Origin of the sequence: Frankia sp. R82, assembly GCF_023716925.1 — a bacterium.
In the GTDB taxonomy this organism is placed as follows: Bacteria; Actinomycetota; Actinomycetes; order Frankiales; family Frankiaceae; genus Frankia.
Genome location: NZ_JAMQQG010000030.1, coordinates 23,107 through 47,385 on the forward strand (window position 1 = coordinate 23,107; position 24,279 = coordinate 47,385).

A 24,279-nucleotide genomic window follows, 5' to 3' on the forward strand; every position below is an offset into this window, starting at 1 on the left:
GCGGCGGTGGAGGCGGTGGCGTCGGGGTGGCGTGAGGATCCGGAGACGCCGGGTTGGTTGCGTGTGCGTGCCGTCCACGATGAGCACCGTTTTGTGCGGCAGGCGGCGGTGGAGGCGGTGGCGTCGAACTGGCGTGAGGATCCGGAGACGCCGGGTTGGTTGCGTGTGCGTGCCGTCGAGGATCCTGATGGTTCTGTGCGGCAGGCCGCGGTGGAGGCGGTGGCGTCGAACTGGCGTGAGGATCCGGAGACGCTGGGTTGGTTGCGTGTGCGTGCCGTCCACGATGAGCACCGTTTTGTGCGGCAGGCCGCGGTGCGGGCCGTGGTGTCGGGGTGGCGTGAGAATCCGGTGATGGTGGGGTGGGTGCGTGCGCGGGCCGTTCACGATGCCCACTGGTCGGTGCGGCAGGCGGCGGTGGAGGCGGTGGTGTCGGGGTGGCGTGAGGATCCGGTGATGGTGGGTTGGTTGCGCGCGCGGGCCGTTCAGGATGCCCACTGGTCGGTGCGGCAGGCGGCGGTGCGGGCGGTGGTGTCGGGGTGGCGTGAGGATCTGGCGACGCCGGGTTGGTTGCGGGCGCGGGCCGTTCACGATCCCCACTGGTCGGTGCGGCAGGTGGCGGTGCGGGCGGTGGTGTCGGGGTGGCGTGAGGATCCGGTGATGGTGGGTTGGGTGCAGGCGCGGGCCGTTCACGATCCCCACTGGTCGGTGCGGCAGGCGGCGGTGCGGGCGGTGGTGTCGGGGTGGAGTACGGATCCGGCGACGCTGGGCTGGTTGCGTGTGCGGGCCGTCGAGGATCCTGATGGTTTTGTGCGGCAGGCGGCGGTGGAGGCGGTGGCGTCGGGGTGGCGTGAGGATCCGGAGACGCTGGGTTGGGTACGTGCGCGGGCCGTTCACGATCCTGACGAGGACGTGCGGCAGGCGGCGCTGGAGGCGGTGGTGTCGGGGTGGGGTGCGGACCCGGGGACGGTGGGGTGGTTGCGTGCGCGTGCTGTCCACGATGCCCACTGGTCGGTGCGGCAGGCGGCGGTGCGGGCGGTGGTGTCGGGGTGGCGTGAGGACCTGGCGACGGTGGGTTGGGTGCGCGCGCGGGCCGTTCACGATCCTGACGAGGATGTGCGGCAGGTGGCGGTGCGGGCGGTGGTGTCGGGGTGGCGTGAGGATCCGGCGACGGTGGGCTGGCTGCGTGCGCGGGCTGTCGAGGATCCTGATGTGGATGTGCGTCGGGCGGCCGAGGCCGGCGCGCGGCGCGGTGTTACGCATGGATCCTGATGGCCGATCTCGGCCGGCCGCTGTCGTGCGTCCGGCGGCGACGGGGCGCCGTGACGCGGGTCAGACCAGGGCGGCGTTCAGCAGGGTGGGAGTGGCGGTGGAGAAGTAGTTGGCCACGTACGGGCGGACCGGTTCGGCGGCGAGGCGGCGCTGCTCGGCGGCGGGGTCGATCGGGCCGACGAGGGTGTCGTCGGACTCGTCGTGGCGGTAGGTCAGATAGCCGTGGGTGCCGAGGGCGTCGAAGACCTCGACGGGGGCGCCGCCCTCGCCGACCAGGGCATCCTCGCTGATCTCGAAGCAGAGCACGTCGATGCGGTGCTCGGCGAGCAGGCCGCGGGCGCCGGCGAAGACGTGGCGCTCGAAGCCCTCGACGTCGACCTTGCACAGGGCGACCCGGTCGAGGTGCCGTTCGGCGGCGAACTCGTCCAGCGTGATCGCGGGCACCTCGACGGTGCTGCTCGGGCGGACGGTCGAGCCGTCGTAGCCGTACATGGGGTGGTTGCCGAGGGAGTTCCAGCCGCAGGCCGGGTCGTCGAAGACGTGCATGGTGGCGGTGCCGGCGGTTTCGGTCACGGCCGCCCGCACCACCTGAACATCGCCGGCCTGGTTGAGCGCGAGGGTCTGGGTGAGCCGGTCGGCGGTGGCGGGCACGGCCTCAAAGGCGAAAACCTGCCCGGACGCACCGACGTGGCGCTGCGCATGCACGCTGTAGACGCCCAGATTGGCGCCGACGTCGAGCACGACATCGCCCTCGACGAGCATGCGGTCCATCAGGTGGAAGGCCGGCCGATCGCCCGGGCGGCGCATCAGGGAACGCAGCCGATCCCGCTGGTCGGCGGGGACGAGCAGGGCGATGCCGTATTCGTCCTCGACGACGACCGCGCCGTGGCGCACGGTGTCGAGAGCGACCCGTACCTGCCAGGCGGCGTCCTTCGCCGCGACGACTCCGCCGCGTAACCGCTCGTGGCGTCGTAAGGATGCCTTTGCCTGGCCGACCACCCGCGACGCGAGACTCGTCACTGGCATGTGTGCCCCCGATACTCGACAGCCACTCGACAACGTCGAAGAAAGTGTGCGCGAAAAACCGCGGTGCCACCAAAATGGCGGGGCGACATGAATGCATCGCCCGAATCCCGGAGGCTCCGGTCAGGTGGCAGCCACAGTAAATCCACAGGTCGGGCACTGTCAACAGATGAATATGTGCGGAAAAGAAAAAGCTACCCTAACGGAAGGGTCTGGTTGCCGGTGGCACGGCTCGGGCCGATCGGCGTTCAGTACCAGTCGGCGTTCAGTGCCAGTCGACGATCTCCTGGACGAGTTCGGCGTGCCTGGCCAGGACGCGGGTGCAGTAGGCCTCCATGTGCGCGGCCATTCGGGCCTCGGCGGTGTCGGCCGCGCCGGCGAGGATGGCGGCGGCGATGGCCTGGTGTTCGCCGATCGTCGCCTGCCGTTCGCGCGGGTCGTTGACCACGGCGCCCCGGACGCGGGTGGCCAGGCGGTCCTCGGCGATGTCGCGCAGCGACTGGCAGATCAGGGTCAGCACGGGATTGCCGGACGCCGCGATCAGCGCCGCGTGGAAGGCGGTGGCGCGGTCCAGGTAGGTCAACGTCTCCAGGTCCGCGGGCGCGGGTTCGGTGAACTCCGCCAGGGCGCAGACCTGTTCGCGGTCGGGATTGGTGGCGGCGAGGCGGGCCAGCAGCGGTTCGAGTGCCACCTGGGCGTGCAGCAGATGCGCGTAGCGGGCCTGGAGCAGGTGAAAGAACAAGGTGGCGGTGCGGCCCAGTGCCGAGCTCTGCGGGCCGACCAGAACCGGGCCGCCGCCCGGACCGGGCCGGATCGTGATGAGGCCCTGCACCTCGAGAATGCGCAGGGCCTCGCGCACGGAGCTGCGGCTCGCGCCGAAACTTTCGATCATCTGTGCTTCACCGGGCAGGCTCGTGCCGCGGGGCAGTTCCGCCAGCTGGCGAACGATCGCCCGGGCAACCTGCACCGAAACCTTTTCCGCCCGCGATACCGGCGGGTGTGCGGAGGTGTGCTCCCGCTGGCCGTCCCCCGAATCTTTCAGTGTCACCGCGGCATCGTATCCAGCGGAACGGCTACTTCATGCCACAGTCCGGTTGTATCGCAAAAAGAAACGTGATCGAAATACTCGCGTAATCTTTGTAACACGCATCCCTCTCGATGCTCAGTTCTGTTCCCGTCTGCCGTACGGGCTTGTCCGACGTTGTCCGGCGTCCGGCCCGGGCCGGGATGGTCGCCAGCGAACCGCCGGGCAGGCCGTGCGCTGGACCGCTGGACCGGTGGAACGCTGGAACGCGCGACCTGGTTGTTTACGTACTCTTCGGCCCCTGGCCATATGACGGTGGGCGTGGGTGACGGGCAGCGCTTCTACGTTCGAACCCATGCCTGTGAGTCCTTCAGACGAAGTGGTGGCATCCGGAGTTCCCGCGCAGCTTGCGCGGGACATGACCATTGCCGAACAGCACGACTGGTTGCAGAACTTCCTGCGCCGACGGCCGGTGAGCCGCCGCGGCCTGCTGCTCGGCGGCCTGGCGGGTGCCGGTGCGGCCACCCTGGGGACGACCCCGTTCGGCCGGGCCGCGTATGCCGCGACGAACGACGCGCCGCTGCTGGTCGGCGGCCGGCACACCGCCTTCGGCGCCGACCCTGCCCGTCAGCTGCGCCTGGCCGGCCAGCTCACCCGCAGTCCCGGCCGCGGTCGCGTTCTGGTCGACATCGGCCCGACCCGCGCGCTCGGTGGCACCGTCGAGGCGGAGATCCGTCCGCTGTTGTCGCAGGTCCCGCAGGTCGACGGCTCGATTCTGGCCGTCGAGCAGTTCTACGTGCACGCGGCCCTCGACCGGCTCGCGCCCGGGCGGGAGTACTACTACCGCTTCCGTGTGCCCGGCGGCGCGGCGACGCCGATCCAGGCCACCCGCACCGGCCACGCCAAGGGCCGTTCCGGTGGGCGGTTCACCTTCACGATGATGGGCGACCACGGCTCCAACCACACGCCCCCCGGCGATCCCAGGGGCGTCTTCGACGACAACTACTACAAGGACGACAACCAGCCCACCGTCGCCCACGCCTCGGCGATCACCGCGGCGATCGCCCGCGTCGACCCCGCGTTCCACCTGCTCGCCGGCGACATCTGCTACGCCGACCCGTCCGGCATGGGCAAGCCGCCGAAGCGGACGACCACCGGTCAGCCGCCGACCGGCTTCGACAACTTCGACCCCACCGTCTGGGACGTCTACCTCTCCGACATCGAACTGTCCGCCGCGCGCAGCCCGTGGATGTTCGCCACCGGCAACCACGACATGGAGGCGCTCTACTCCCCGCACGGCTACGGCGGCCACGCCGCCCGCCTGGACCTGCCCGGCGGCGGCCCCAAGGGCTGCCCGAGCGTCTACTCGTTCGTCTACGGCAACGTCGCCGTGCTGTCCCTGGACGCCAACGACGTCTCCTTCGAGATCAAGACGAACACCGGGTACTCCGGCGGCGCGCAGACGTCCTGGGTGGAGCGGACCCTGCGGGGCTACCGCAACGACCCCGACATCGACTTCATCGTCTGCTTCTTCCACCACTGCGCCTACTCGACGACGTCGCAGCACGCCAGCGACGGCGGCGTGCGCGCCGCGTGGACGAAGCTGTTCGACACCTACCAGGTCGACCTCGTGCTCCAGGGTCACAACCACCTCTACGAGCGCACCGACCCGATCCGCGCCAACGCCCCCACCCGGGCGGCGCCCGACGGCTCGACGATCCAGCCGGCCACCGACGGCACGATCTACATCACCGCCGGCTCCGCCGGCCGGCCGCGCTACGCCTTCCAGACCGGCGAGCTGGAGTCCTACCGCGGCAAGCTCGCCGCGCCCGGCTCCAACGTCGTGCCGAACAGCTACGTCTGGGCACCCGACGGCACGAAGACGCCCGAGTCGATCAGCTGGTCGCGCACCCGCTTCGACAACTACGCCTTCGTCGCCGTCGAGTCCGCCCCCGGCCACCCCGGCGGCGCCTCCACCCTGACCGTGCGCGGCATCGACGAACACGGCGCCGAGTTCGACCGCGTCACCCTGTCGCGTCCCTGCCCCCGCCGCTGACGGCCCGAACCACCCGCATCCCGCTGAGCGTCTGACTCCATGGGGTCTGTCCGCGCCCCTGGCTCGTCGAGATGTAGCCGTGCCATCACTTTTCGCGCACAGATGGCGGACGGTGACCGTTCTGGGGATCGGTGGATGTTCCGCCGGCACACGCTCACGCCCATCCACCCCCGACGCTCACCAAGGGATGCCCGACGCCCACCAATGGATGCTTTCCGTGTCATCCATACCACTCCCTGCGACACAAACGGCTCGGTCGTGGACGCCCGAAACCCATGATCCGTTCTTGCCGAGGCTAGGTGAAGGATCGGCGGGCCGGAACCTTCACTCCGCCTCGGCAGGAATCCGTGACGTGGCGGAATGGTCGCCGTCCACGGCCGACACGGAGGTGCGGAGGCACGGAGGTGCGGAGGCAGGGGGGTGCGGAGGCAGGGGGGTGCGGAGGCAGGGGGTGCGGGCGGTCCGCGGCCTGCTCGGTCGCCGCGGACGTTGACAGGAGCCGCGCGGGTCGGGCGGTGCCGCAGCATGGAAGGGGTGACGGTGCTGCGGCACCGCCCTGGGGTGGCCGTCGGGTAGGGGCGGCCGAGACTTTCGGACGCCACCGGCAGAGTCCGGCAGAGTCCGGCAGGGTCCGGCAGGGTCCGACCGAACCCCTGAGCCGGTGGTCAGGACAGGACGAGCAGGGCGCCGATGATCCAACCGACGACGGTGGCGCCGATGGCGACGAAGGTGGCGAGCTTGCCGCGGCGGCTGCCCTTGCCCCAGGCCACGGCGCCGCAGGCGATGGCCGCGAAGCCGACGAAGGGCACGAGCAGCGCCACAGCCGAGAGCACGAAGGCGAGGATCCACAGCGTCCGCGTGCCGGACGGCTCCGCGCCCGCCGCGCCGGTGTCCCCGGGCTGCGGCAGCTGCGGCGACGGGCTGCCGTACTCGACCTGGTCACGGCCGGGATCCGGGTACGGCAGGTAGCCGCCGGGCTCGTTCTGGTGGGTCGGGTAGGCCGACGGAGCGGGATACCGGCTGCCATAGGGCTGGCTGCTGTACGCCTGGCGGCCGTGGGGCTCGCTGATCCGGGTCTGCTCCGCGTCGGTCGGGCCGGCGTCGGACCGGCCGAGGTCAGGCTGGCCGGGGCCGGCGGGCTGGGTGCTGTGGGGCTGCTCCCGGTAGGGGTTCGCCGGGGGAGTGGCGGTCGGAGCGGCGATGTGGCGGGTCTCGCTGGCGTCGTCCACGGTGTACGGCCTGGTCATGGCGGCGGGTCCTTTCTCTGCGCTGCGTCGGTCGGCGTCGTGTCCCGGTGCGTCGTGTCTCTGCGCGTCATGTCTCTGCGCGTCGTGTCCTGGTGTCGTGCGGTGGTGATCGCGTCGTGGTGGTGCCGTACCCCGCCCTGCGCCACTGTCACCTCCAATCTCCGTCCAGCAGTTCAGGCCCGTGCGCCAACGTCGGGCGACGCCGGACGCAGGTGCAGGGCGAGGCGCGGGCACAGGTCGGCGGCACGCCGGGCGTGGCCGGTCAGCGGTGCGGGGACGGTGAGATCGCGGGTCTGGCCGACGGCGGGATCGAGGGCGATGGGATAGCCGTCGGGGTCGCGGTCGAGTAGTTCCGGGAGCAGTTCGGTGCACCAGCCGCGGCCGTCGCAGGCCGTCCAGTCGATCCACAGCCGCAGGGGTCCGGTCTGCTGGGCCGTGCGGGCCATACATCCTCCTTCGTGCGGACGAGCTTCCTTCGTGCGGACGAGCTTCGTGCGGACGAGCTTCGTGCGGACGTGCGGACGTGCGGTCGGTCAGGCGGGGGCGCTGCCGCGGCAGTAGCCGTCGGCGTGGGCGCGGATGTCGGCGGCGAACGTCCGCAGGGCGCTGCGGACCAGGCGGGCGACGCCGTCCGGGTGATGGCAGGCGCCGCGTCCGGCTACCAGGGCGGCGAGTGCGAGGGCCCGGCTGGCTGCGGCGGCGGGATTCTCCCGTCCGGACACGCTGCCGGGACGGGGCTGACTGGCCCGCCCGGGGGAGTCGGTCCCGCCCAGGTCATGCGTGTAGGCGCTGACAACGGTGTGGCCGACCGGGGAGCCCGGACGGGCCATGGCGGCGGTCGCCTCGGCCAGGCGCGGCAGGCCGGTGACGCACGGACCGCACTGGCCCGCGCTCTGCCCGGCCAGTTCGGCGACGATGCGGGCGGTCTGCGACAGCCCGCAGGCGTGCGCCGGCAGCACCGTGACGATCCCCGCCCCGGGGGACGCGTCCCACGCGGCGAGCCCCGCCCGCGAGAAGACCCCCTCGGCCTGCGCGGACGCCGGCAGCCAGGTGCCGCCGTAGCCGCCGATCCGCAGCGCCCCAACCGGTCCGCTGGCCCCACCGGCGAGCGCGAGCAGCTCCCCGAGCGTGCCGCCGAACGGCACCTCGACGACCCCGGGCACCCGCACCGCCCCGGTCACCGTGACGAGCAGGGTGCCCGGATCGTCCACGGTGCCGACGCCGCGGAACCAGCCCGCACCCCACCGGGCGATCGTCGCCAGATGGGCGAGCGTCTCGACGTTGTCGACGAGCGTGGGCCGTCCACCGATGCCCCGCTCGGCCAGTGGCAGCCAGTGCGCGTGCGGCCGGGCCGGGCCACCGGCCACGGCCGCGGCGAGCGCGGAGGCCTCTCCGGCCAGATAGGTCGCCGGCGCCTGGTGCACCCGGGTCGGGCAGCGGTCGCGCCCCGTGGCGTGACGCTGCGACAACGCGCGGTGCATGGCCTGTGCACCCGGACCGGCCTTGACGTACACGACCGCCTCGCCGGCACCGACCGCCTCGGCCGCAAGCTGCAACCCGTCCAGGACGAGGTGCGGCGCCCGGAGGAGCAGGGTCACGTCCTTGGCGCTTTCGGGTTCGCTCTCGGCGGCGTTGGCGATCACCACCGGTGGCCCCACAGCGCCGCGCCGGGCGGACTCGAGGACCGTGGCCAGTTTGCGCCAGGTCGGAAACGACGCGCCGCCGCGGCCGGTCAGCCCGGAGGCGCGCAGCTCGTACAGCAGCGAACCACCCGGCCCACGCCAGGGCACCGCACCGTACAGCCGATCGTGATCGGCAAGGTCCGCCACCGCGAGGCCCATCAGCCGAGCCCCCAGCGTCGGACGCCCCGGCCCGGTCATGGCCACCGGCTCCCCGCCACGGCCCAGCACCACCCCGACCCCACCCTCGGACGTCACCGGACGATCGTCGTCACCCCCCGTCCGCGCCCTACCGGGAGTCGGCGGTGCCGAGTGGGACGGCGGTGTGGGCCGTGCTGGGCGAGTCGCAGCGGAGGACGATGCCGGGGGCGATGTCGGGAGAAAGGTACTGGCGTCGTCGGTGGTCATGGCGTAGTCGTCGAAGGTCATCCGAGAGATCCGATCCAAGAAGAGAGGCGCCGGCGGCCCAGGCTCAACCGGCGGTGCTGTTGGTCGCGACCGGCCGCGTCGCGGAACCCGCGGTGACCAGCGGTCGATCGTCAGGCCCAGACGGCCCAGACAGCCCAGGACGTCGCACCGGGGTGCGGGACGGAGATCCGAAGCCCGCCGACAGGCGCCAGGCCAGTGCGCCACCGACGACGAGCACGCAGGCCGCCACCATGGCCAGCAGCCATCGGGTGCCACTGTCGGTGCCGTCGCCGAGCGCATGGCCGATCGATACCGGCCAGGCCGCGTACGCCGACCAGTGCACCACCCGCCAGGCGCGCCGGCCGATCCGCTGGCGCAGCAGGCTGGTCACAATGATCGCCGCCAGCAGGTCCAGTGCCAACGTGCCCAGGCCGGTCCACAGCGGGCGGTAGCCGGCGCCGAAGGGGAGAACCACATCGGGCAGGGTCAGCTGCGCGTACGGGTCGAGCAGCAGGGTGGCCACGTGGATGCCGAGGAGGACCACCGACAGCAGCGCCGCGGTGCGGTGCACCTGGGCGACGGCGAAGCCGGGCATGCCGGGAAACCCCTGGCCCGAACGGGCGACGATGCCGAGTGCGACGTTCAGGCTCAGCAGCAGTAACGTCACCACGCCAGCGCCCCGCGCGACATACCACAGGGTGTCGGCACTCATCGCGGCGCGCCCCCGACCTGCTGTTTCCGTGCCGCGGCAGGAATGCCGGCCGGTTCCGCGGAACCGTTGGCAGCCACCGCGTGCGTCTGGCCCAGACGGCGGGTGGGGTCCGGCGGGGACGGCCAGCCGGCGACGGTGGTGATCTCCTGGTCGGCGTCGACGAGCCGGGACGGTAGGCCGAGGCCGCCGAGCCAGCCGGGTGCCGCCGGGCCGCGGACGACCGCCGCGGTGCTCGCGGTGTTCGCCGCGACGCAGGTGCTGGCCGCGACCGTCACCGTTCGCCACACCGTGGGGGCCGGCTGGCAGGTACGGGGATCAAGGATGTGGTGCAGCAGCCGGTCGCCGCGCTGCCACCGCCGGCCCAGTGTGCTCGACGTGGCGATCGCCGTACCGCTGGCAAGACCGACCACGCAGGTCGGCTCGCCCGGTTGGTCGGCGACGTGTACCTGCCAGCCGCCCGTCGGTGCCTGGCCCGCCGTGGCGATGTCACCGCCCAGACTGACCAGTACCCCGGTGTCCAACCGGGCGGCCACCCGCGCGGCGGCACGGTCGGCGGTGTGCGCCTTCGCCGTCGCCCCGAGATCAACCTGGACGTCCGCCGGCAGGGTCAGCATCCGTCCGACCAGGCTGATCCGCCGCCAGCCCGGCGCCGGCCGGTGCACTGTCCGCACGGGCGGTCCGTTCATCGCCAGTAGGGACAGGTCGCGGTCGTAGCCCAGATCGGCCAGGGCGCCGCCGAGGGTCGGGATAACGTCCCCGCCGGTGCGTCGCGCGGCGTCCAGTGCGACCTCGATCAGCTCGGCCAGCAACTCGCTGACCTGCTGGGGCGCGCCATCTGCGGCGGCCAGCCGCATGATCTCCGCGTCCGGGCGAAACCGGCTGGCCGTCTGGTCGACGGCGGCGATCTCGTCGGCCACGATCCGCACGGCCGCGTCGAGCTGGCCCGGATCGGTCACCACGACCTGCGCGGTCGTGCTCCACACGGGCCAGGAGGTCGATGCGGTCCCACCTGGTCCGATCGGGTGGGGCGGGCTTGCCGTGGCGAGGGCCTGATTCATGATCAGGAACCCCCGGTCGTGGCATGGGTGCCGCTGAGATCGCTCGTCGTGCCGGTCAGCAACCCGTTCGAGTCCGTGGTGGAGCTGCTCGCCGTGGTGTCCGAACTCGAACTGGTGCCGGTGCTGGTGGTGCCGGTGCTGGTGGTGTCCGAGCTGGTGGTGCCCGAGCCCGTGGTGGTGAAGCCGGTGCCTGTGCTCGAATCGGTGGCCGCGGTCGCCTTGTCCTCGCCCGCAGCAGTGGAATGTTCCTGGGCCAGTACGCCGAATCCGATCACGCCGGCGGCCGCGAGGGCGGCTATTCCCGCGGTGATCGGACCCGTCCGCCGTAGCCCTTGCTCTCGTGTGGCCACCGCATCCTCCCAGCCTCGGCACTCCCGGACGGAGCGCACGATGACCACACTGGGAGGGAACTCTGTGAGCCTGCTGTGCGGTTGCTTTTCGTCTCCCATGCGCCGCCCGCCGCCTCCATGCAGTCGGAGGGGCGCAGGCTGGGGTCTGTTCGTGCTCCGGCGGCCCTCCGGCTGCGTATGTCGGCCGTGGCAACCCCACGATCCGCGGGTCCGACCCGATACCGGTGGTCCTGGCCCGTCGAGATGCAGGCCTGCTATCACGTTCCGCGCAGACATGCCGGAGAGTGACCGTCCTGGGTGCCGGTGGACGTTCCACCAGCACACCCCCGCCCCCATCCACCCCCGACACCCACCAACCGGCACCCTCCGTGCCACCCACACCACTTCCTGCAACGAAACCGGCTCGGTCACGGATGACCGAAGGCCATGATCCGTTCTTGCCGAGGCTTGGTGAAGGATCGGCGGGCCGGAACCTTCACTCCGCCTCGGCAGGAATCCGTGACTTGGCGTACTGGTCGCCGGACGTGCGGACGTGGCGGACGTGCTGGACGTGCCGGATATGGCGGCGCGGGGCGCCCGCTGTCGTCGTGATCGCCTGGTGACGACAGCGGGGACGGCCTCGGTTGCGGGAGACGGGGGCGACGCGGTGGGCCTACCAGGTGACGGGGAGTGTCTCGGGACGTCCGATGGGGGCCTTGACCTCGTAGCGCAGGTCGGCGGCGGGAACGGCCAGGCGCAGGGTGGGGACCTTCTCGATCAGCGCGGTCAGCATCTCGGTCAGCTCCACCCGGGCGAGGTGGGCGCCGATGCAGTGGTGCGGGCCGTGGCCGAAGGTGAGGTTGGGGACGGGGGTGCGGGTGAGGTCGAGGCGGTCCGGGTCGGGGAACACCGCCGGGTCGCGGGACATGGCCGCGAGGGGGACGACGACGACCTCGCCGGCGCGCACGACGAACCCACCGAGGTCGACGTCCTCGGTGGCGACGCGCGGAAACGTCATCGACAGCGGGTGGTAGCGCAGCAGTTCCTCGACGGCGTTGGGCATGCCGTCCGGGTTCGCGACCAGCCATTCCCACCGGGACCGGTCGTCGAGCAGGGTCGTGAGGATGTTGGTCATCACGCCGGCCGTGGTCTCGAAGCCGCCGACCAGCAGTGTCATGGTGAGCGAGTGGAGCTCGGGCTCGGTCAGCGGCGCATCGTCGGGGTCCGCGGGTGCATCCGCCGAGGTGGCGGGCGTGTTGTTGATGGATTCCTCGTAGGCGTCGAGGATGACGTCGAGCAGCCCCGGCGACTCGCTGCTGCCGCCCTTGTCGGAGGCATCACCGGCAACATCACCGGCAACATCACCGGCGACATTGTTGCCGACCGCACGAGCAGGGCTGCCGGAAACGGTTCCGGCCGGATTTTCTGCCGCGTTCCGGGCCTCGCGGCGCGAACGGACGAGGGTGCCGAGGTAACCGTACAGGGCGCCGAGTCCGGCGGCGGCGGCCTTCGGGTCGAGGTGGAAGCGGAAAAGGGATTCGCTCCACGTGCGGACCTTCTCGCGGTCGAGATCGGGGACGCCGAGCAGGTGACAGATGACCTCGATGGGCAGGTGGAACGTGAGCGGGCGCAGGTCACCGGGGGTGCCCTGGGTGAGCATCGCGTCGATCTGCGCGCGGGCGGTGGCGGCGACGAACGGGCGCATCCGCTCGATCCGGCGGTGCGCGAACCCGGCGTTGACCAGGCGGCGGATGCGGGTGTGCGCAGGCGGGTCCAGCCACAGCAGTGAGTTGGGGTCGGGAATCTGGCCCGCGGTCAGCGGTGGCTGGAAGTCGAGGGTGCGGGTGCGGGAGAAACGGGGGTCGGCGAGCATCGTGCGGGCGGGCGCGGTCCGCACGATCAGCCAGATGGGCAGCTGGGCGGGGCCGAACCGTACACGGGTGGCGGGGGCCTGGCGGGCGAGTTCGGAAATGCGCGTGGAGGTGTGCGGCAGGAACGTGTCCGGAAACGGAAACGAGGGAATGTCGTGGGTGTCCTGCACGGTTTCGGTGACCGACATCGGAGTCAGGGGTCCCTTCAGGGCTGCGGGGCGGTGAAGCACCGGGCCGGGGGCGGAGGGCGAGTGCGATCGCTTCCGAGCGACCGCCATCCTCACATGCTCCGTTGGCAATGGGTTGGGTAAATCGGGTAGTTGGTGGGCTGATGTCCGTCATGCGCCAGGTGGGCGGCGCGGGCGGCGCGGGCGTGACCAGGTGGCAACTGATGGCCAGAGGGTCGGGCGAGCCGCCCGGCGTCGGGCGGCCGGATTCGGGGTAGTCGGGTCGGGGGTCATCGGCTCGACCGGGGAGCCAGCCCGGACGGGTGTCCGCGGGGGAGTCCTCTCCGGCTCCCTCGAGGGGGGCGGAACGTCGCGACATCACGTGGTGTGATCGGGAGGGTCGGCCACCCGCCAGTGGTCACCTGGGGGCGACCGGTGGGGTGTGGATGTGCCTGGCGGCGGGCGAAGGGTCGACCTCGAACCGGTGGGGGACCGCCGGCGCAGGACCGGCGGATAACCGCCGTAGGACCGGCGGAGAGCCGTCGCCGGGCGGTCGACGCGCCGGCAGGGAAGCGGCGTCGGTGCGGGGCTGCGGGTGCGCTGGCGCCGTTTCGCCAAGGTAGCGGCCAGCTCTCGGTGGGATTGCCCACTGCCGCCACCGGAGTGCCCATCTCGGTACTCCGGTGGCCGATCGTGTTGACGCGCCCCGGGCCAGCGGGTGAGATTTGCCGAAGCAAATCGGACAATTTCCCTAAAGGGCCATATAGCCGGCCCGTGCCGTGCCGGAGGATGAAGCCCGTGGCTCTGCTGGTGCGCTGGTGTCAGCGACACCGCTGGCTGGTCGTCGCAGTCTGGCTGACGTCCCTGGTCGGTGCGCTCGCGCTCGCCCAGCATGCCGGGCCGCGGTACTCGGTCGAGCTGGCCGGCCATGACGCCGAGTCGCAGCAGGCCATCAACACCGCCGGGTCGTTCATGCCCTCCGGCGCGGTCCCCGACCTGGAGACGGTCGTCGTGCGGGCCCGCGCCGGCACGGTACAGGTGCCCGCGGTGCGGGCCCGCATCGCGGAGATGGTCGCCCAGCTGGGCGAGGTGCCCGGGGTGGCCGGCGCGTTCGACCCGTTCAGCCCGGCGGCGGCGCTCCCGATCGGTGGGTCGCCGCTGAGCACCGACGGCCGCGCCGCCCTCGTCTCCGTGCTGATGAAGGGTTCGCCGACCGCGCCCGACCACACCGCGATCCGCGCGCTCATCGACACCGCCCGCGCCTACGACGGACCTGACCTGCAGGTCGAGGTGAACGGGCCCGGCGCCACCGTCATCGTGCAGTCGAGCGTGTCACCGTGGCCGATCGCGCTCGCCGTTGGCATCGCGCTGCTGGTGCTGGCGCTGATGGTCCGGGCACCGGCGGCGGTCGCCGTGTGCATGCTGGTCGCGGCCGCCGCTGCCGGGATGGCCACGGCCGCGGCGATGCTGCTGTCGCTGCGGGCCGACGTCAACCAGCTCGCCCCGCTGCTCACCCTCGTCCTCGCCTTCGGGATGACCCTCGGCAGCAGCGTCGTCATCGTCAACCGCACCCAGAACCAGCTGCGCGCCGGACTCGATCCGCCGCAGGCCGCCCGCGCCGCACTGCGCCATCCCGGACGGGCCACCGCCGTCGGCGGCCTGGCGCTGGCCGCGGTGATGCTCGCGACGAGCGCATTGCGCCTGAGCGTGTTCAACGGTCTGGCCCTGGCCGGCTTCGCCGCGGCGATGGCGAGCGTGCTGGCCGTGACAACCCTGCTGCCCGCGGCGCTGCGCCTGACCGGGCACGGCCTGCTGGTGTGGACGGAACGCACCCTGCTGCGCCGCAGCGGCACCGGCCTGCCCGTCCGCCCGGGTCTGCGGTCCTGGTGGGCGGCGGTGGTCGCCCGGTATCCGCAGTTCCTCGCCGGAGTCGCGGTCATCGGGCTCGCGGTGCTCGCGATGCCGGTGACCGGGCTGAGCCTCGGCGGTGGCGACAACGGCAGCGACCCGACGTCCAACACCACCCGGCGGGGCTACGACCTGATCAGCGAGGAGTTCTTCCCGGGACTCAACGGCCCGATGGTCGCCGTCGTGACCGGGCTGCGCACCGGCCAGCCCGACCCGCTACCTGGCGTGATCAAGGCGATCAACGACGCGCCGGGCGTACAGCGGGCGTTCCTGTCGCTGCGCAACGACGCGGTCGGCGGGGCGCTCGTCCAGGTGCTGCCGGACGACGGACCGCGGTCGGCGGGGGCGACCGCACTCGTGCGCCGGCTACGTGAGCAGGTGCTGCCGACCGCGATCGCGAACACCGGGCTGACCGTCCGGATCAGTGGGCAGGCCGCCCTGTACGACGACATGTCCAGCCGCTTCGCCCATGTGCTGCCCGGGTTCCTCGCGCTGGAGTTCGGCATGCTCGGGCTCACGACCCTGCTCGCCCTGCGCTCGGTGCGCCACAGCCTGGCCGTGATGATGGCGAGCCTGCTCGCCCTCGCGGCCACCCTCGGCGTGATCACCTGGGTGTTCACCGAGGGCCATGTCGCCGACCGCCTGGGCGTGCGGCCCGGACCGGTCGAGCCGTTCCTGCTCGGGATCATCATGATCGTCGTGTTCGGCCTGGCGATCGGGATGCACCTGACGATGCTCAGCAGCCTGCACGCCGGCACCGGCGCCGGCGACCAGCGCCGGGCGATCAGCAGCCGCCACGCGGACGTCGGCCACATCGTCGTCACCACCAGCCTGATCATGGTGATCGTGTTCGCGGCGCTCGCCGCCCAGCAGGTCCGGGTCCTGAAACTGCTGGGGATCGGCCTGTCCGTCGGGGTCGTCCTGGACGCGTTGGTCGTCCGGATCCTGCTGCTGCCCGCGTTGCTGCACCTGCTGCGCCCCGGCCGCGGCACCGCCGAGTCCTCCGGCCGTGGCGGCGTCGCCCGCAGCCGCGGCCCGCGCATCTTCCGAACCGGAACGCCCGACACCGTCCCCCACACCCGAGCCGGCAGCGGTCGGGGCGGTAACGGGCGGGACGGCGGGAACACCGGACGCCACCGCATCGCCGCGGCCGAACGTCTGTCCACCCACACCGGCCCGGTGGGCCACACCGGCCCCCTCGGCTCTTTCGGTCCGGGCTTCGCCGCGGCGGACGGCCCAGCTCCGCAGGCCACCCGCCGCTCCCTGCCCGACGCCCCCTATCGAGGCGCAGCCACGACCGGCCCGTGGACGATTCCCTCGTCCGGCCCGCGGGCGATGCCCACCACCGGGACAACGACGATGCCCACCATGCGCTCGGCCGCCGGCCGCGCCCGGGGCCGGACCCGACCCGGCCGACCGGCCTCCACCGGGGAGCTGCACCGATCAGACCACCACGGTCGTCGCTCCCGGTAACCCGCGGGGCAGTCGCGTCCACGGTGTGGCAGGTGCTGGTGGGAGAGTCGCGCGAAGGTCCCTCGCGGTCCTCAGACCAGGCCAGAGGCGTCGGTGAGCCGTGTCGAAGCCCCTGGTGGGAGCGTTGGCCGCAATCGGCAGGGATGGCGTGCTTTATTGGCTGACGTCGCGGGAAGAGGTGAGTCAACGGCAGATTTCAACACGCAACGACCAGTAGGAGTGACCCAGGTGAGCGTGTTCGACAGCTTGTTGACCGGACTGGACGACCAGGACCAGGACCGCACCCGGGAGCTGATCGCCGACAGTGTGGCCGCGGACCGCGCGGGCGCCGAGGCCGGCCGCCCGCCGGAGCGGCTCGTCGACTCGGGCAACCGCCGGCGCCGCTCCCGCGCCGACATGGCCCGCCACCGCCGTTAACCAGCAGCCCGTTGGCGGACGGCGCGGTGGCCGGCGGCCCGCTGCCACCCCCCGTGCCACCACCGAATACCGGCCCACCATCGAATACCGGCCCACCATCGCGTTGATCATGGTCCGCGACCGCCTCTGAGTGCAGGGCTGCCACCGCCCCTGAGCGGCCGCCCGGGACGGCCGGCTCGGATCCCAGAGACAGCTCAGAGTCCGAGGCGGGCGCGTACCTCGGGGCGGCGCAGCGGCGGCAGGGTGGCGGGCGGCTGCCGGCGAGGGGGAAGCGTGCCGAGTAGCCGGTGGACGACCTCCGCCACCTCGGTCACGGCCGACTCGACGGCGTCGTCCGTAGCCGGCGACGGCCGGCGCATTCCACTGACCTTCCGGATGAACTGGCGCGCGGCCGCCTCGATCTCGTCGTCGGTCGCCGGCGGTTCGAGACCCCGCAGTTCGGTGATGTTGCGGCACATGCCGTCACGGTAGCGCCGTCCACCGACAGAAATCCGCCGGCCTGATGCTCCTCCTGCCTCACCCCGGGCCCGCACCCGCGCCGGTGCGAGCCCATCCGGCGACCGAGCCCACCCCGGCAACCGAGCCCATCCGGCAACCCCGTGCGGTGGGCGAACCATCACCGTGGGCCGGCCCAGGCGAAGCCCAGGTGGGCCGGTTCGTGCCCGGGGGTGGACCCGCGAGGCGAAATCCACGTCTGCTTCTGCGCGCAAGGGGGAGAATAGGCGGGGTAGTGCCGCGTCCTGTGCGTACAGGTCGATCCGATCGGCACACCAGCCCGGAGGGGGTCAGGCGGTCATGGCGGACGGCTACTACGGCGAGTCGGCTGAGCCCGGCCGGGGCGGTCGGGGACGGCGCAGCGTGCGGTTCGCGCAGGCCCGGCGGTTGGTCAGCCAGGCCGGGCAGGACCGCACCACGGGCTGGTATCTGCCGCTGGCGGTCACCGTCATCGCGGCGGGTGCGTCCTTCGAGGCGTTCGGGCGCGCGTTCGGTCTCATCTACGCGATCCTGTTGACGTTGGCGTTCGTGGCGCTCACCTGGAGCACAATTCGGCTGCTGCCGTCGGTGTCGGACCAGCTGAACGTCTCCCGGGTGACCGCTGTGCAGCGGATCACCACCGTCGCGAACACACCGGTCCGCACCCGCGGCTCGTACCTGATGATGGCCGGGTTGCCGGTCGTCATCGCCCTGATCAAGACGGTCGGTTTCTTCGTGCTCGGCGGCATCCTGATCGTCGGGGTCATCGTCGGCGCCGCCGTCGCCGCCGCCTGGGTGTTCGAGCGGCGCTAGCTGTCCGCCGCCGTGGTGGCGGGGGGCCGGGTGGCCCAGCGGATGGTGGTGACGATCGTCTGGCCGGCCAGGCGCCCGACGGTGGCCTCGGCGGCCGGCAGGTAGGGCAGGCGCAGCGGCCAGCGCGTCCACATGGGCATGAGGCCGACCGCGGCACTGGCGAGCGCGCTGTAGGGGACACGGGCGGCCAGCGGCAGCGGCGCGCGCAGCAGCAGGTAGCGGGCGGCCGACCGGGCCTCGGGGGTGCCGGCGAGCTCCGGACGGTAGTCGTGCAGCGCCACGGCGAGCTCGGCGGTGGTGCGCGGCGGATCGTCGATGCCGAGCCGTTCGGCGACGACGGCGGTGTCTGCGACGTAGCCATCCTGCTGCTCGGGGTCCAACGGGCTGGTGCCGTACCGCTGATAGGCGGCGAGGAAACTGTCGACTTCGGCGACATGTACCCAGCGCATCAGATGGGGGTCGCTGGCGGAGTAGGGCCGGCCGTCCGCGGCCACACCGCGGACCCGCCGGTGGACGGCGCGCACCCGGGCGACGGCCCGCTCGGCCTCGTCGGCCGGGCCGAACGTCGTCGCCGCCAGGAAGAAACTGGTGCGCGCCAGGCGGCCCCACGGGTCGTTGCGGAAGTCCGAATGCTGTGTCACCCCGGCGATCGCCAGCGGATGCAGCGACTGCAGCAGCAGGGCCCGCAGGCCACCGACGAACATCGCCGCATCCGCATGCACCAGGCGGATCGGCCGGCCTTCGGTGAACCAGCGCTCACCGGGCGCGGCGAAGATCCGCTCGCGGCGGCCGGCGCCCTCGGGCCCGGCGACCCGCTGGAACACCTGCCCGCCGAGCCAGTCCCGCAGCTGCGCCACCGGCCCGGCCTCGACCGGGCCCGGCCCAGCTGCGGCGTCCTGCGGGACCTGGCTGTCCGGAGCGCTCGACACGCCTGGATCACTTGATGCGTCTGGATCGCCCACGGTGCTCCGGGCGGATCGCGTGCCCGTACCCATGCCACCCATCATGCGCCCGCCGGCCCATCGGTGCCGATCTGTATGAGAGTGTCCGCAGCCTGGCAGAGCAGGTTTGCGGTTTGTGGAGGTTGCCCCCGATCTCCGCTGCTGCGGTGTCTGCCGGCACCTTCGCTGCCGCCCACGCCACTGTCTCCGCGGCCCTCGGCCCCTGACCCTCCGAAGTGCGCCGTGTCGGCTGACGCGGCTGTTCCCTCCAGCCGTTGCCCCCTGACGTCGTTGCCCTGGCGGTCGTCCAGCTACCTGCAACAGAAACAGGGTTGCCGTCGTCACTGGGTGCCCCTACCGTCCGGTGGGTGCATCTTCGCCGCGAACTGGCCGGTGATCGGGCATCGGTGCGCCACGTCGTCACCCAGGCGTTCGGCGCAGAGCACGGAGCGGTCGTGGCGGACCTGGTGGACGACCTCCGCGCCACCCTCACGTCGGTGGAGGGCCTCTCGCTTGTCGCCGAGCACGAGGGCGAGGTCATCGGCCACGTGATGTTCACCCGCGGCCTGCTCGACGCGCCGCGGCGGCTGGTCGAGGTCCAGGTCCTCAGCCCGTTGGCGGTCGTACGCGCACACCAGAGGAACGGCGTCGGTTCGGCTCTCGTCCACCGCGGTCTCGAGCTCCTCGCCGCGTCCGCGGTGCCACTGGTCTTCCTCGAGGGCGACCCCGACTACTACCGTCGCTTCGGCTTCGCGCCCGGCGGGGAGCTGGGCTTCCGCAAGCCGTCGCTGCGTATTCCGGACGAGGCCTTCCAGGTCGTCACGCTTGGCGGCTATCAGCCGTGGATGACGGGGACACTGGTCTACCCGGAACCGTTCTGGCGACACGACGCGGTCGGTCTCCGCGAACCCGGGACGCCAACGAGCCGATAGTCCCCCTTCGTGGACGTCTGCAACCCGCAAGGACTGCCAGATCGTCGTTCCCAGCCACTGCGACGCCTTCGAGATCCTCCCGCTGACCCTCGGCTACCGGATCCACCCCGTCCTCACCGGCGCACAAGACCGTTGGACATACCCAGACCGACCAGCGGATACCGTGTGCGGCCCAGTCCCGGAGCGGCGGACCGGACGGCTGTCGTGGGGGTGCCTCAGCCAGCGTGGCTCGGCGGAATGGCGAAGCCGAACCTCCTGTGGAGTGCGTGTACGTCCGCGATGTCCTGTGGAGCGGGCGGATAGGCCGTCTTGAAGCGGAACATCCACTCCGCGGCGATGCAGCGCACCGGAAGGCCGTTCAACTCGGCATGGCCGGTCAGCGATTCCTGTGGGTAGGCGACTCCGTAACGGAGGCGGCCGTCCCCGGCGAACTCGAAGACGTGGACGTCGACCTGCCGGCCCGACGCGTCGCCGAGTACGAAGTTCGCCGGTGTGGCATTCAGGCGGGACAACTCGATGTAGTTGTTCGCGCTGAACCACGCGCGCAGCTTGTCCTCGTCCGCTCGGGCCACGGCGATGTCGAGGTCCGCGTGGGGCCTGGTCTGCCGGCCCACCAACGCGTCCACGCACCAGCCGCCATCCAGCCAGATCGTGACGCCCTCCGCCTGGAGGCCAGACACGATCTCCGTGACCTCCTCGGCTCGCATCTCGCCATACTCGCCCATGCCGCACACCACAGCCACCGGTTTACGCCTTGCGGTCGCAGGTTTGCTGTCATGCGCAACCCGGGGGGTGGTACCGATCGCGTCGACGTAGCCCAGATGTCTCACCAACATCTTCAGATGGTCGGGGCAGGCATTGGTCCGCACCCGCGGCGCACCCGCCGCATGGCTCAGCCGCGGTGGGCCGACCATCGGGCCGCCAGGCCCTGGTCGGAGTACGTCGCGCGACTGTCCGGCGTCGATGTCCGTGGCCTCGGTGCCGCGGCTGGCGAGCAGTGTCTTGACGAGCGGGATCGAGCCAGCAATGCGGATGGCGGCGATGGGGAGGACGATCGCCCCGACGCCGGCGGTGATCGCCAGGGGGAACAGGCCGCCGATACCGATGCAGACCGCGGACCAGCGGACCAGCGGACCAGCGGACCAGCGGGGCAGCGGGGCAGCGCGCCACAGCGCCACAGCGCCACAGCGCCACAGCGCCACAGCGCCACAGCGCCACAGCGCCACAGCGCCACAGCGCCACAGCGCCACAGCGCGGACTGTACGAATAATGAACAAACACGCCATAACCGCAAAAGAACAGCCGTCGCCGCCAGATGTGGAGGGTTGTTCGGGATCGAGGCCTCGGATCCTTGAACAACCCTCCACATGTCGGCTCGGCCGCGGATACCTCGGCGTTGTGGTCGCCCAGCACGGGTCCCGTCAAGGGACGGGAGATGGAGACGGGATGACACAGTGGGGGATGCTTTCCGTAGACCGTGGCCGCGGCTCGCCGCGGGGGAGCGGATCGCGCTGCTGCGGCGGTTCGCGGAACTGTACGTGGCCCGCGCGCCGGAGCTCGCGGAGCTGATCACCGCGGAGATGGGCTCGCCGATCGGGTTCAGCCAGACCGGGCAGTCGCTCGCGCCGTGGCTGCTGCTGACCACGCTCGCCGGCCTCGCCGAGACCTACCCGTGGGAGGCTGAGCGCACCGGCATGCTCGGCGACACGATCACCGTGCGCCGCGAGCCGGTCGGGGTGGTGGGCGTGATCGTGCCGTGGGTGATCGTGCCGTGGAATGTGCCGCAGGCGGCCATCATGTCCAAGCTCGCCCCGGCGCTGCTCGCCGGCTGCACCGTCGTGGTCAAGCCGGCGCCGGAGACGGCTCTCGACGCGCTGGTGCTCGCCGAGGCGGGCTTCCCGGCGGGCGTGGCGTCCATCCTGCCGGCGGGCCGCGAGGTCGGCGAGCACCTGGTCACCCACCCCGGCATCGACAAGAGTGCCTGCACCGGTTCCACCGCGGCCGGACGGCGCATCGCTGCGCTGTGCGGTGAGCGGCTACGGCGGGTCACCCTGGAGCTCGGCGGCAAGTCAGCGGCGATCATCCTGGACGACGCCGATCTGACCGCCACCGTCGACGGACTGAAGTCGATCGCCGGCCCCGCCGCCTGACCTGCCCTGCCGCCTGACCTGCCCTGCCGCCTGACCCGGCCCGCCGCCCGACCCGCCCTGCCGTCGGCGAACCAGCGCGGACGCCACAGCCGCCCGGTCGCATCCACCGTTCTCGCCGCCCCGCAGCCATAACCGCAACGGAACCGTCGTCGCCGCCGTATGTGGAGGGTTGTTCTGGCATCAGGGCCCGATTTCCCGAACAACCCTCCACATGAGACCGAACAACCCTCGGCAGAGCGACAGCTGGGCCGGGCAGGGGGCGTCCGGGTCGGCCGAAGGCGGGACCTGGATCGGGATCGGGATCGGGTCAGCGGGGTGGGCCGGCGAAACGGACGGCGAGCAGGGCGGTGTCGTCCTCGTGGCCGCTGGCCCGGCCGACCGCGGTCAGTGCGCGGTCGCAGACCTCGTCGGGGCTGCCGCCGACGGACATCTGCGAGCGCAGCAGTTCCATGCCCACGTCCACCGGACGGCTGCGGTCCTCGACCAGGCCGTCGGTGTAGAACAGCAGCGTGCTGCCGGCGGTGAGGGTCAGCGAGGTCTCGGGGTAGTCGGCGAGGCCGGCGGTCAGTGGCGGGCCGGGGTCGATCGGCAGATACCGGGCCGGCGCGCCCGGTGTGATCAGCAGCGGCGGCAGGTGTCCGGCGGAGGCGACGACGAGCCGCCCGGTGGACGGGTCGAGCACCGCGAGCGCCGCCGTCGCCGTGCGACCCTGCTCGAGTCGGGTGGCTGCCGCGTCCAGCTGGGTGAGCACCGTGGACGGGCGTGCCGGCGCCACCGTGTGTGCCCGCACCGCCGCGCGGATCTGGCCCATGGTGGCCGCGGCGTGGATGCCGTGGCCCATCACGTCGCCGATGACCAGGGCGACCCGTCCGTCGTCGAGGGGCAGCACGTCGTACCAGTCGCCGCCGACCAGCGCACCGGCGCTGCCCGGCAGGTACCGCCAGGCGAACGCGAGACCGGGCAGCTGCGGGACGAGCTGTGGCAACAGACTGCGCTGCAGCGTGACCGCGGTGCGCCGCTCGTGCTCGTACTGGCGGGCGTTGCCGATGGCGACCGTCGCCCGGTCGACGAGCTCGGCGACGACCCGCTGGTCGTCCTCGTCGTAGACATGCCCGTCGGCGGCGACCAGGCCGACCGCGGCCACCGCCTGCCCGCCGAGGACCAGCGGCAACGCCAGGCGGGCGCCGTCCTCGGAGCGCGCCGGCCGCCCCGTGCGCAGCGCCTGTGTCATCCCGACCGGATCGGCCACCGCCCGCTGCACCGGCCGCGCCGCCCGCACCGAGTCGAACTCGTCCCACGGCTGGCCGGTCATGCTGAGAAACGAGCGGGGCTCGGCCTGGCTGCCCAGGCGCGGATGCGGCTGGGTGACCCGGTCCGCGCTGGGAGGAACGGGGCCACCGGTGGGTACGGCGTGGCTGCCGGGCCGAGGGGGGCTGCCGGGCCGGGCGGCGCTGCCGGGCCGGGCGGGGGCGGTGGGTATGGCGGTGTCGGTGAGCTGGGCGGGGGTGCTGGCACCGGGGGTGAGATCGGCGCGGTCGGCGACGGCGACGACCTGCACGCCGCCGTCCTCGTCGACGAGCACGGCCGCCGCGCGGGCCGCATGCCACGGTACGAGCAGGCCGACCAGATGTTCGAGGATGCGCGGTGTCTCGAGAGTGGACGTGAACAGGTCGGTGGCCGCGGCGAACAGGGTGGTTCGTTCGCGTGCGGCCCGTTCCACGGCGAACAGCCGGGCCCGTTCCAGTGCGAGGCCGGTCTGTGCCGCCAGTGCCTCGACGAAGGTGCGCTCGTCGTCGTCGAACAGCCGAGGATGGTCGAAGGTGAACCGCAGCGCGCCCAGCGTGCGTTCGCTGGCGAACAGCGGCAGCACGCACATCGACTCGGCCGTCGGCTCCAGCTCGGCGAGGGCAGGAAACCGCAGGTCCCGCTCGCGGCGCGACTCCAGCCACACCGGCTCACCGGTGCGCAGCGCCGCCATCGCCGGCAACCGGTCGGTCAGCCGCTCGGCCCGCAGCGCCGCGATCATGCTCTCGCCGTAGCCGATGGATCCCGACACCACCAGCCGGCCGGCGTCCTGCGGGACCAGCAGCACCCCGCCGGACGCGCCGAGCACCGCGGCGCCCTGCGACACGACGGCGGTGGCCACCTGTTCCGGCGTGGTCGCCTGGGCGAGCGCCGCGGTGACCCGTTGCAGCCGGGCCGCGCGTTCCGCGGTGCGCTGCGCGGCGACGACGACGTCGAGGGTGTCCAGCAGGTACTGCTCGAAGCTGCGCGCCGCCGGAACCGACGTGCCCCCGCGACCGCCCGCACCGCCCGCACCGCCCGCAC

Annotated in this window: 20 protein-coding genes; 7 read left to right on the forward strand and 13 right to left on the reverse strand. The window is 72.2% G+C overall.

Annotated features, from left to right (window positions below; genetic code table 11):
* The coding region (locus ND747_RS08490) for a HEAT repeat domain-containing protein (protein WP_251732936.1) at nt 1-1,269 on the forward strand (1,269 nt) is incomplete at its 5' end.
* A 60-nt stretch (nt 1,270-1,329) separates the two neighbouring features.
* Here the strand turns inward: ND747_RS08490 and ND747_RS08495 are convergent.
* Both ND747_RS08495 and ND747_RS08500 read right to left on the reverse strand, forming a co-directional pair.
* The gene (locus ND747_RS08495; protein ID WP_251732937.1) at nt 1,330-2,295 is read right to left on the reverse strand and encodes an FkbM family methyltransferase; all 966 of its coding nucleotides are present in this window, start codon (nt 2,293-2,295) and stop codon (nt 1,330-1,332) included.
* Nucleotides 2,296-2,557: 262 nt separating this feature from the next.
* Nucleotides 2,558-3,340: an FCD domain-containing protein gene (locus ND747_RS08500; RefSeq protein ID WP_251732938.1), complete on the reverse strand. Its 783-nt coding sequence runs from the start codon at nt 3,338-3,340 to the stop codon at nt 2,558-2,560.
* A gap of 331 nt (nt 3,341-3,671) precedes the next feature.
* Here ND747_RS08500 and ND747_RS08505 point away from each other — a divergent pair, with 331 nt between their 5' ends.
* The gene (locus tag ND747_RS08505; protein ID WP_374216186.1) at nt 3,672-5,372 is read left to right on the forward strand and encodes a metallophosphoesterase; all 1,701 of its coding nucleotides are present in this window, start codon (nt 3,672-3,674) and stop codon (nt 5,370-5,372) included.
* 665 nt (nt 5,373-6,037) lie between these two features.
* Here ND747_RS08505 and ND747_RS08510 read toward each other — a convergent pair.
* The 7 genes from ND747_RS08510 to ND747_RS08540 all read right to left on the reverse strand — a co-directional run bounded on the left by ND747_RS08510 (nt 6,038) and on the right by ND747_RS08540 (nt 12,864).
* A complete protein-coding gene (locus ND747_RS08510; protein WP_251732940.1) occupies nt 6,038-6,619 on the reverse strand; it encodes a DUF4190 domain-containing protein in 582 nt (193 codons plus the stop codon).
* Between the two features lie 173 nt (nt 6,620-6,792).
* Nucleotides 6,793-7,065, reverse strand: a complete 273-nt coding sequence (locus ND747_RS08515; protein WP_251732941.1) for a ferredoxin — start codon at nt 7,063-7,065, stop codon at nt 6,793-6,795.
* 87 nt (nt 7,066-7,152) lie between these two features.
* Nucleotides 7,153-8,499 (reverse strand): SLBB domain-containing protein, encoded by a 1,347-nt coding sequence (locus ND747_RS08520; RefSeq protein ID WP_374216187.1) that lies wholly within the window; start codon nt 8,497-8,499, stop codon nt 7,153-7,155.
* Between the two features lie 271 nt (nt 8,500-8,770).
* Complete coding sequence (locus ND747_RS08525) at nt 8,771-9,418, reverse strand: ferric reductase-like transmembrane domain-containing protein (protein ID WP_251732943.1); 648 nt, start codon at nt 9,416-9,418, stop codon at nt 8,771-8,773.
* Entirely contained in the window at nt 9,415-10,476 is a 1,062-nt protein-coding gene (locus tag ND747_RS08530; protein ID WP_251732944.1) for an FAD:protein FMN transferase, read from the reverse strand. Before ND747_RS08530 ends, ND747_RS08525 begins: the two co-directional genes overlap by 4 nt.
* 2 nt (nt 10,477-10,478) lie before the next feature.
* A complete protein-coding gene (locus tag ND747_RS08535) occupies nt 10,479-10,826 on the reverse strand; it encodes a hypothetical protein (RefSeq protein ID WP_251732945.1) in 348 nt (115 codons plus the stop codon).
* Nucleotides 10,827-11,478: 652 nt separating this feature from the next.
* Nucleotides 11,479-12,864, reverse strand: coding sequence for a cytochrome P450 (locus ND747_RS08540; RefSeq protein WP_251732946.1), 1,386 nt, complete (start codon nt 12,862-12,864; stop codon nt 11,479-11,481).
* A gap of 777 nt (nt 12,865-13,641) precedes the next feature.
* Here ND747_RS08540 and ND747_RS08545 point away from each other — a divergent pair.
* Together ND747_RS08545 and ND747_RS08550 are read left to right on the forward strand one after the other, a co-directional pair.
* Nucleotides 13,642-16,224 carry an MMPL family transporter gene (locus tag ND747_RS08545; protein ID WP_251732947.1) on the forward strand — a complete coding sequence of 861 codons (2,583 nt, stop codon included), beginning with the start codon at nt 13,642-13,644 and terminating at the stop codon, nt 16,222-16,224.
* A 228-nt stretch (nt 16,225-16,452) separates the two neighbouring features.
* Nucleotides 16,453-16,641 carry a hypothetical protein gene (locus tag ND747_RS08550; RefSeq protein ID WP_251732948.1) on the forward strand — a complete coding sequence of 63 codons (189 nt, stop codon included), beginning with the start codon at nt 16,453-16,455 and terminating at the stop codon, nt 16,639-16,641.
* A 194-nt stretch (nt 16,642-16,835) separates the two neighbouring features.
* Here ND747_RS08550 and ND747_RS08555 read toward each other — a convergent pair whose 3' ends face one another.
* Nucleotides 16,836-17,099 carry a DUF2277 domain-containing protein gene (locus ND747_RS08555; RefSeq protein ID WP_251732949.1) on the reverse strand — a complete coding sequence of 88 codons (264 nt, stop codon included), beginning with the start codon at nt 17,097-17,099 and terminating at the stop codon, nt 16,836-16,838.
* 337 nt (nt 17,100-17,436) lie between these two features.
* Between ND747_RS08555 and ND747_RS08560 the strand changes: the two genes are divergently transcribed.
* Entirely contained in the window at nt 17,437-17,928 is a 492-nt protein-coding gene (locus ND747_RS08560) for a hypothetical protein (RefSeq protein ID WP_251732950.1), read from the forward strand.
* Here the strand turns inward: ND747_RS08560 and ND747_RS08565 are convergent.
* Nucleotides 17,925-18,785: an oxygenase MpaB family protein gene (locus tag ND747_RS08565; protein ID WP_251732955.1), complete on the reverse strand. Its 861-nt coding sequence runs from the start codon at nt 18,783-18,785 to the stop codon at nt 17,925-17,927. The genes ND747_RS08560 and ND747_RS08565 overlap by 4 nt on opposite strands.
* A gap of 452 nt (nt 18,786-19,237) precedes the next feature.
* On the opposite strand from ND747_RS08565, the gene ND747_RS08570 reads away from it, so the two are divergent.
* Nucleotides 19,238-19,801: a GNAT family N-acetyltransferase gene (locus ND747_RS08570; protein WP_251732951.1), complete on the forward strand. Its 564-nt coding sequence runs from the start codon at nt 19,238-19,240 to the stop codon at nt 19,799-19,801.
* 215 nt (nt 19,802-20,016) lie between these two features.
* Here the strand turns inward: ND747_RS08570 and ND747_RS08575 are convergent, their stop codons facing one another.
* Nucleotides 20,017-20,979 carry a nucleotidyltransferase domain-containing protein gene (locus ND747_RS08575; RefSeq protein WP_251732952.1) on the reverse strand — a complete coding sequence of 321 codons (963 nt, stop codon included), beginning with the start codon at nt 20,977-20,979 and terminating at the stop codon, nt 20,017-20,019.
* 276 nt (nt 20,980-21,255) lie between these two features.
* On the opposite strand from ND747_RS08575, the gene ND747_RS08580 reads away from it, so the two are divergent.
* Nucleotides 21,256-21,951, forward strand: coding sequence for an aldehyde dehydrogenase family protein (locus ND747_RS08580; RefSeq protein ID WP_251732953.1), 696 nt, complete (start codon nt 21,256-21,258; stop codon nt 21,949-21,951).
* A gap of 307 nt (nt 21,952-22,258) precedes the next feature.
* On the opposite strand, the gene ND747_RS08585 is transcribed toward ND747_RS08580, so the two are convergent.
* A partial coding sequence (locus ND747_RS08585) for a SpoIIE family protein phosphatase (protein WP_251732954.1) occupies nt 22,259-24,279 on the reverse strand: 2,021 nt, incomplete at its 5' end.

Excerpts from the sequence above, each read along its gene's own strand:
- ND747_RS08495 (WP_251732937.1), bottom strand. The coding sequence starts at position 2,295 with ATGCCAGTGACGAGTCTCGCGTCGCGGGTGGTCGGCCAGGCAAAGGCA.
- ND747_RS08505 (WP_374216186.1), top strand. The coding sequence starts at position 3,672 with ATGCCTGTGAGTCCTTCAGACGAAGTGGTGGCATCCGGAGTTCCCGCG.
- ND747_RS08510 (WP_251732940.1), bottom strand. The coding sequence starts at position 6,619 with ATGACCAGGCCGTACACCGTGGACGACGCCAGCGAGACCCGCCACATC.
- ND747_RS08515 (WP_251732941.1), bottom strand. The coding sequence starts at position 7,065 with ATGGCCCGCACGGCCCAGCAGACCGGACCCCTGCGGCTGTGGATCGAC.
- ND747_RS08520 (WP_374216187.1), bottom strand. The coding sequence starts at position 8,499 with ATGACCGGGCCGGGGCGTCCGACGCTGGGGGCTCGGCTGATGGGCCTC.
- ND747_RS08525 (WP_251732943.1), bottom strand. The coding sequence starts at position 9,418 with ATGAGTGCCGACACCCTGTGGTATGTCGCGCGGGGCGCTGGCGTGGTG.
- ND747_RS08530 (WP_251732944.1), bottom strand. The coding sequence starts at position 10,476 with ATGAATCAGGCCCTCGCCACGGCAAGCCCGCCCCACCCGATCGGACCA.
- ND747_RS08540 (WP_251732946.1), bottom strand. The coding sequence starts at position 12,864 with ATGTCGGTCACCGAAACCGTGCAGGACACCCACGACATTCCCTCGTTT.
- ND747_RS08555 (WP_251732949.1), bottom strand. The coding sequence starts at position 17,099 with ATGTGCCGCAACATCACCGAACTGCGGGGTCTCGAACCGCCGGCGACC.
- ND747_RS08560 (WP_251732950.1), top strand. The coding sequence starts at position 17,437 with ATGGCGGACGGCTACTACGGCGAGTCGGCTGAGCCCGGCCGGGGCGGT.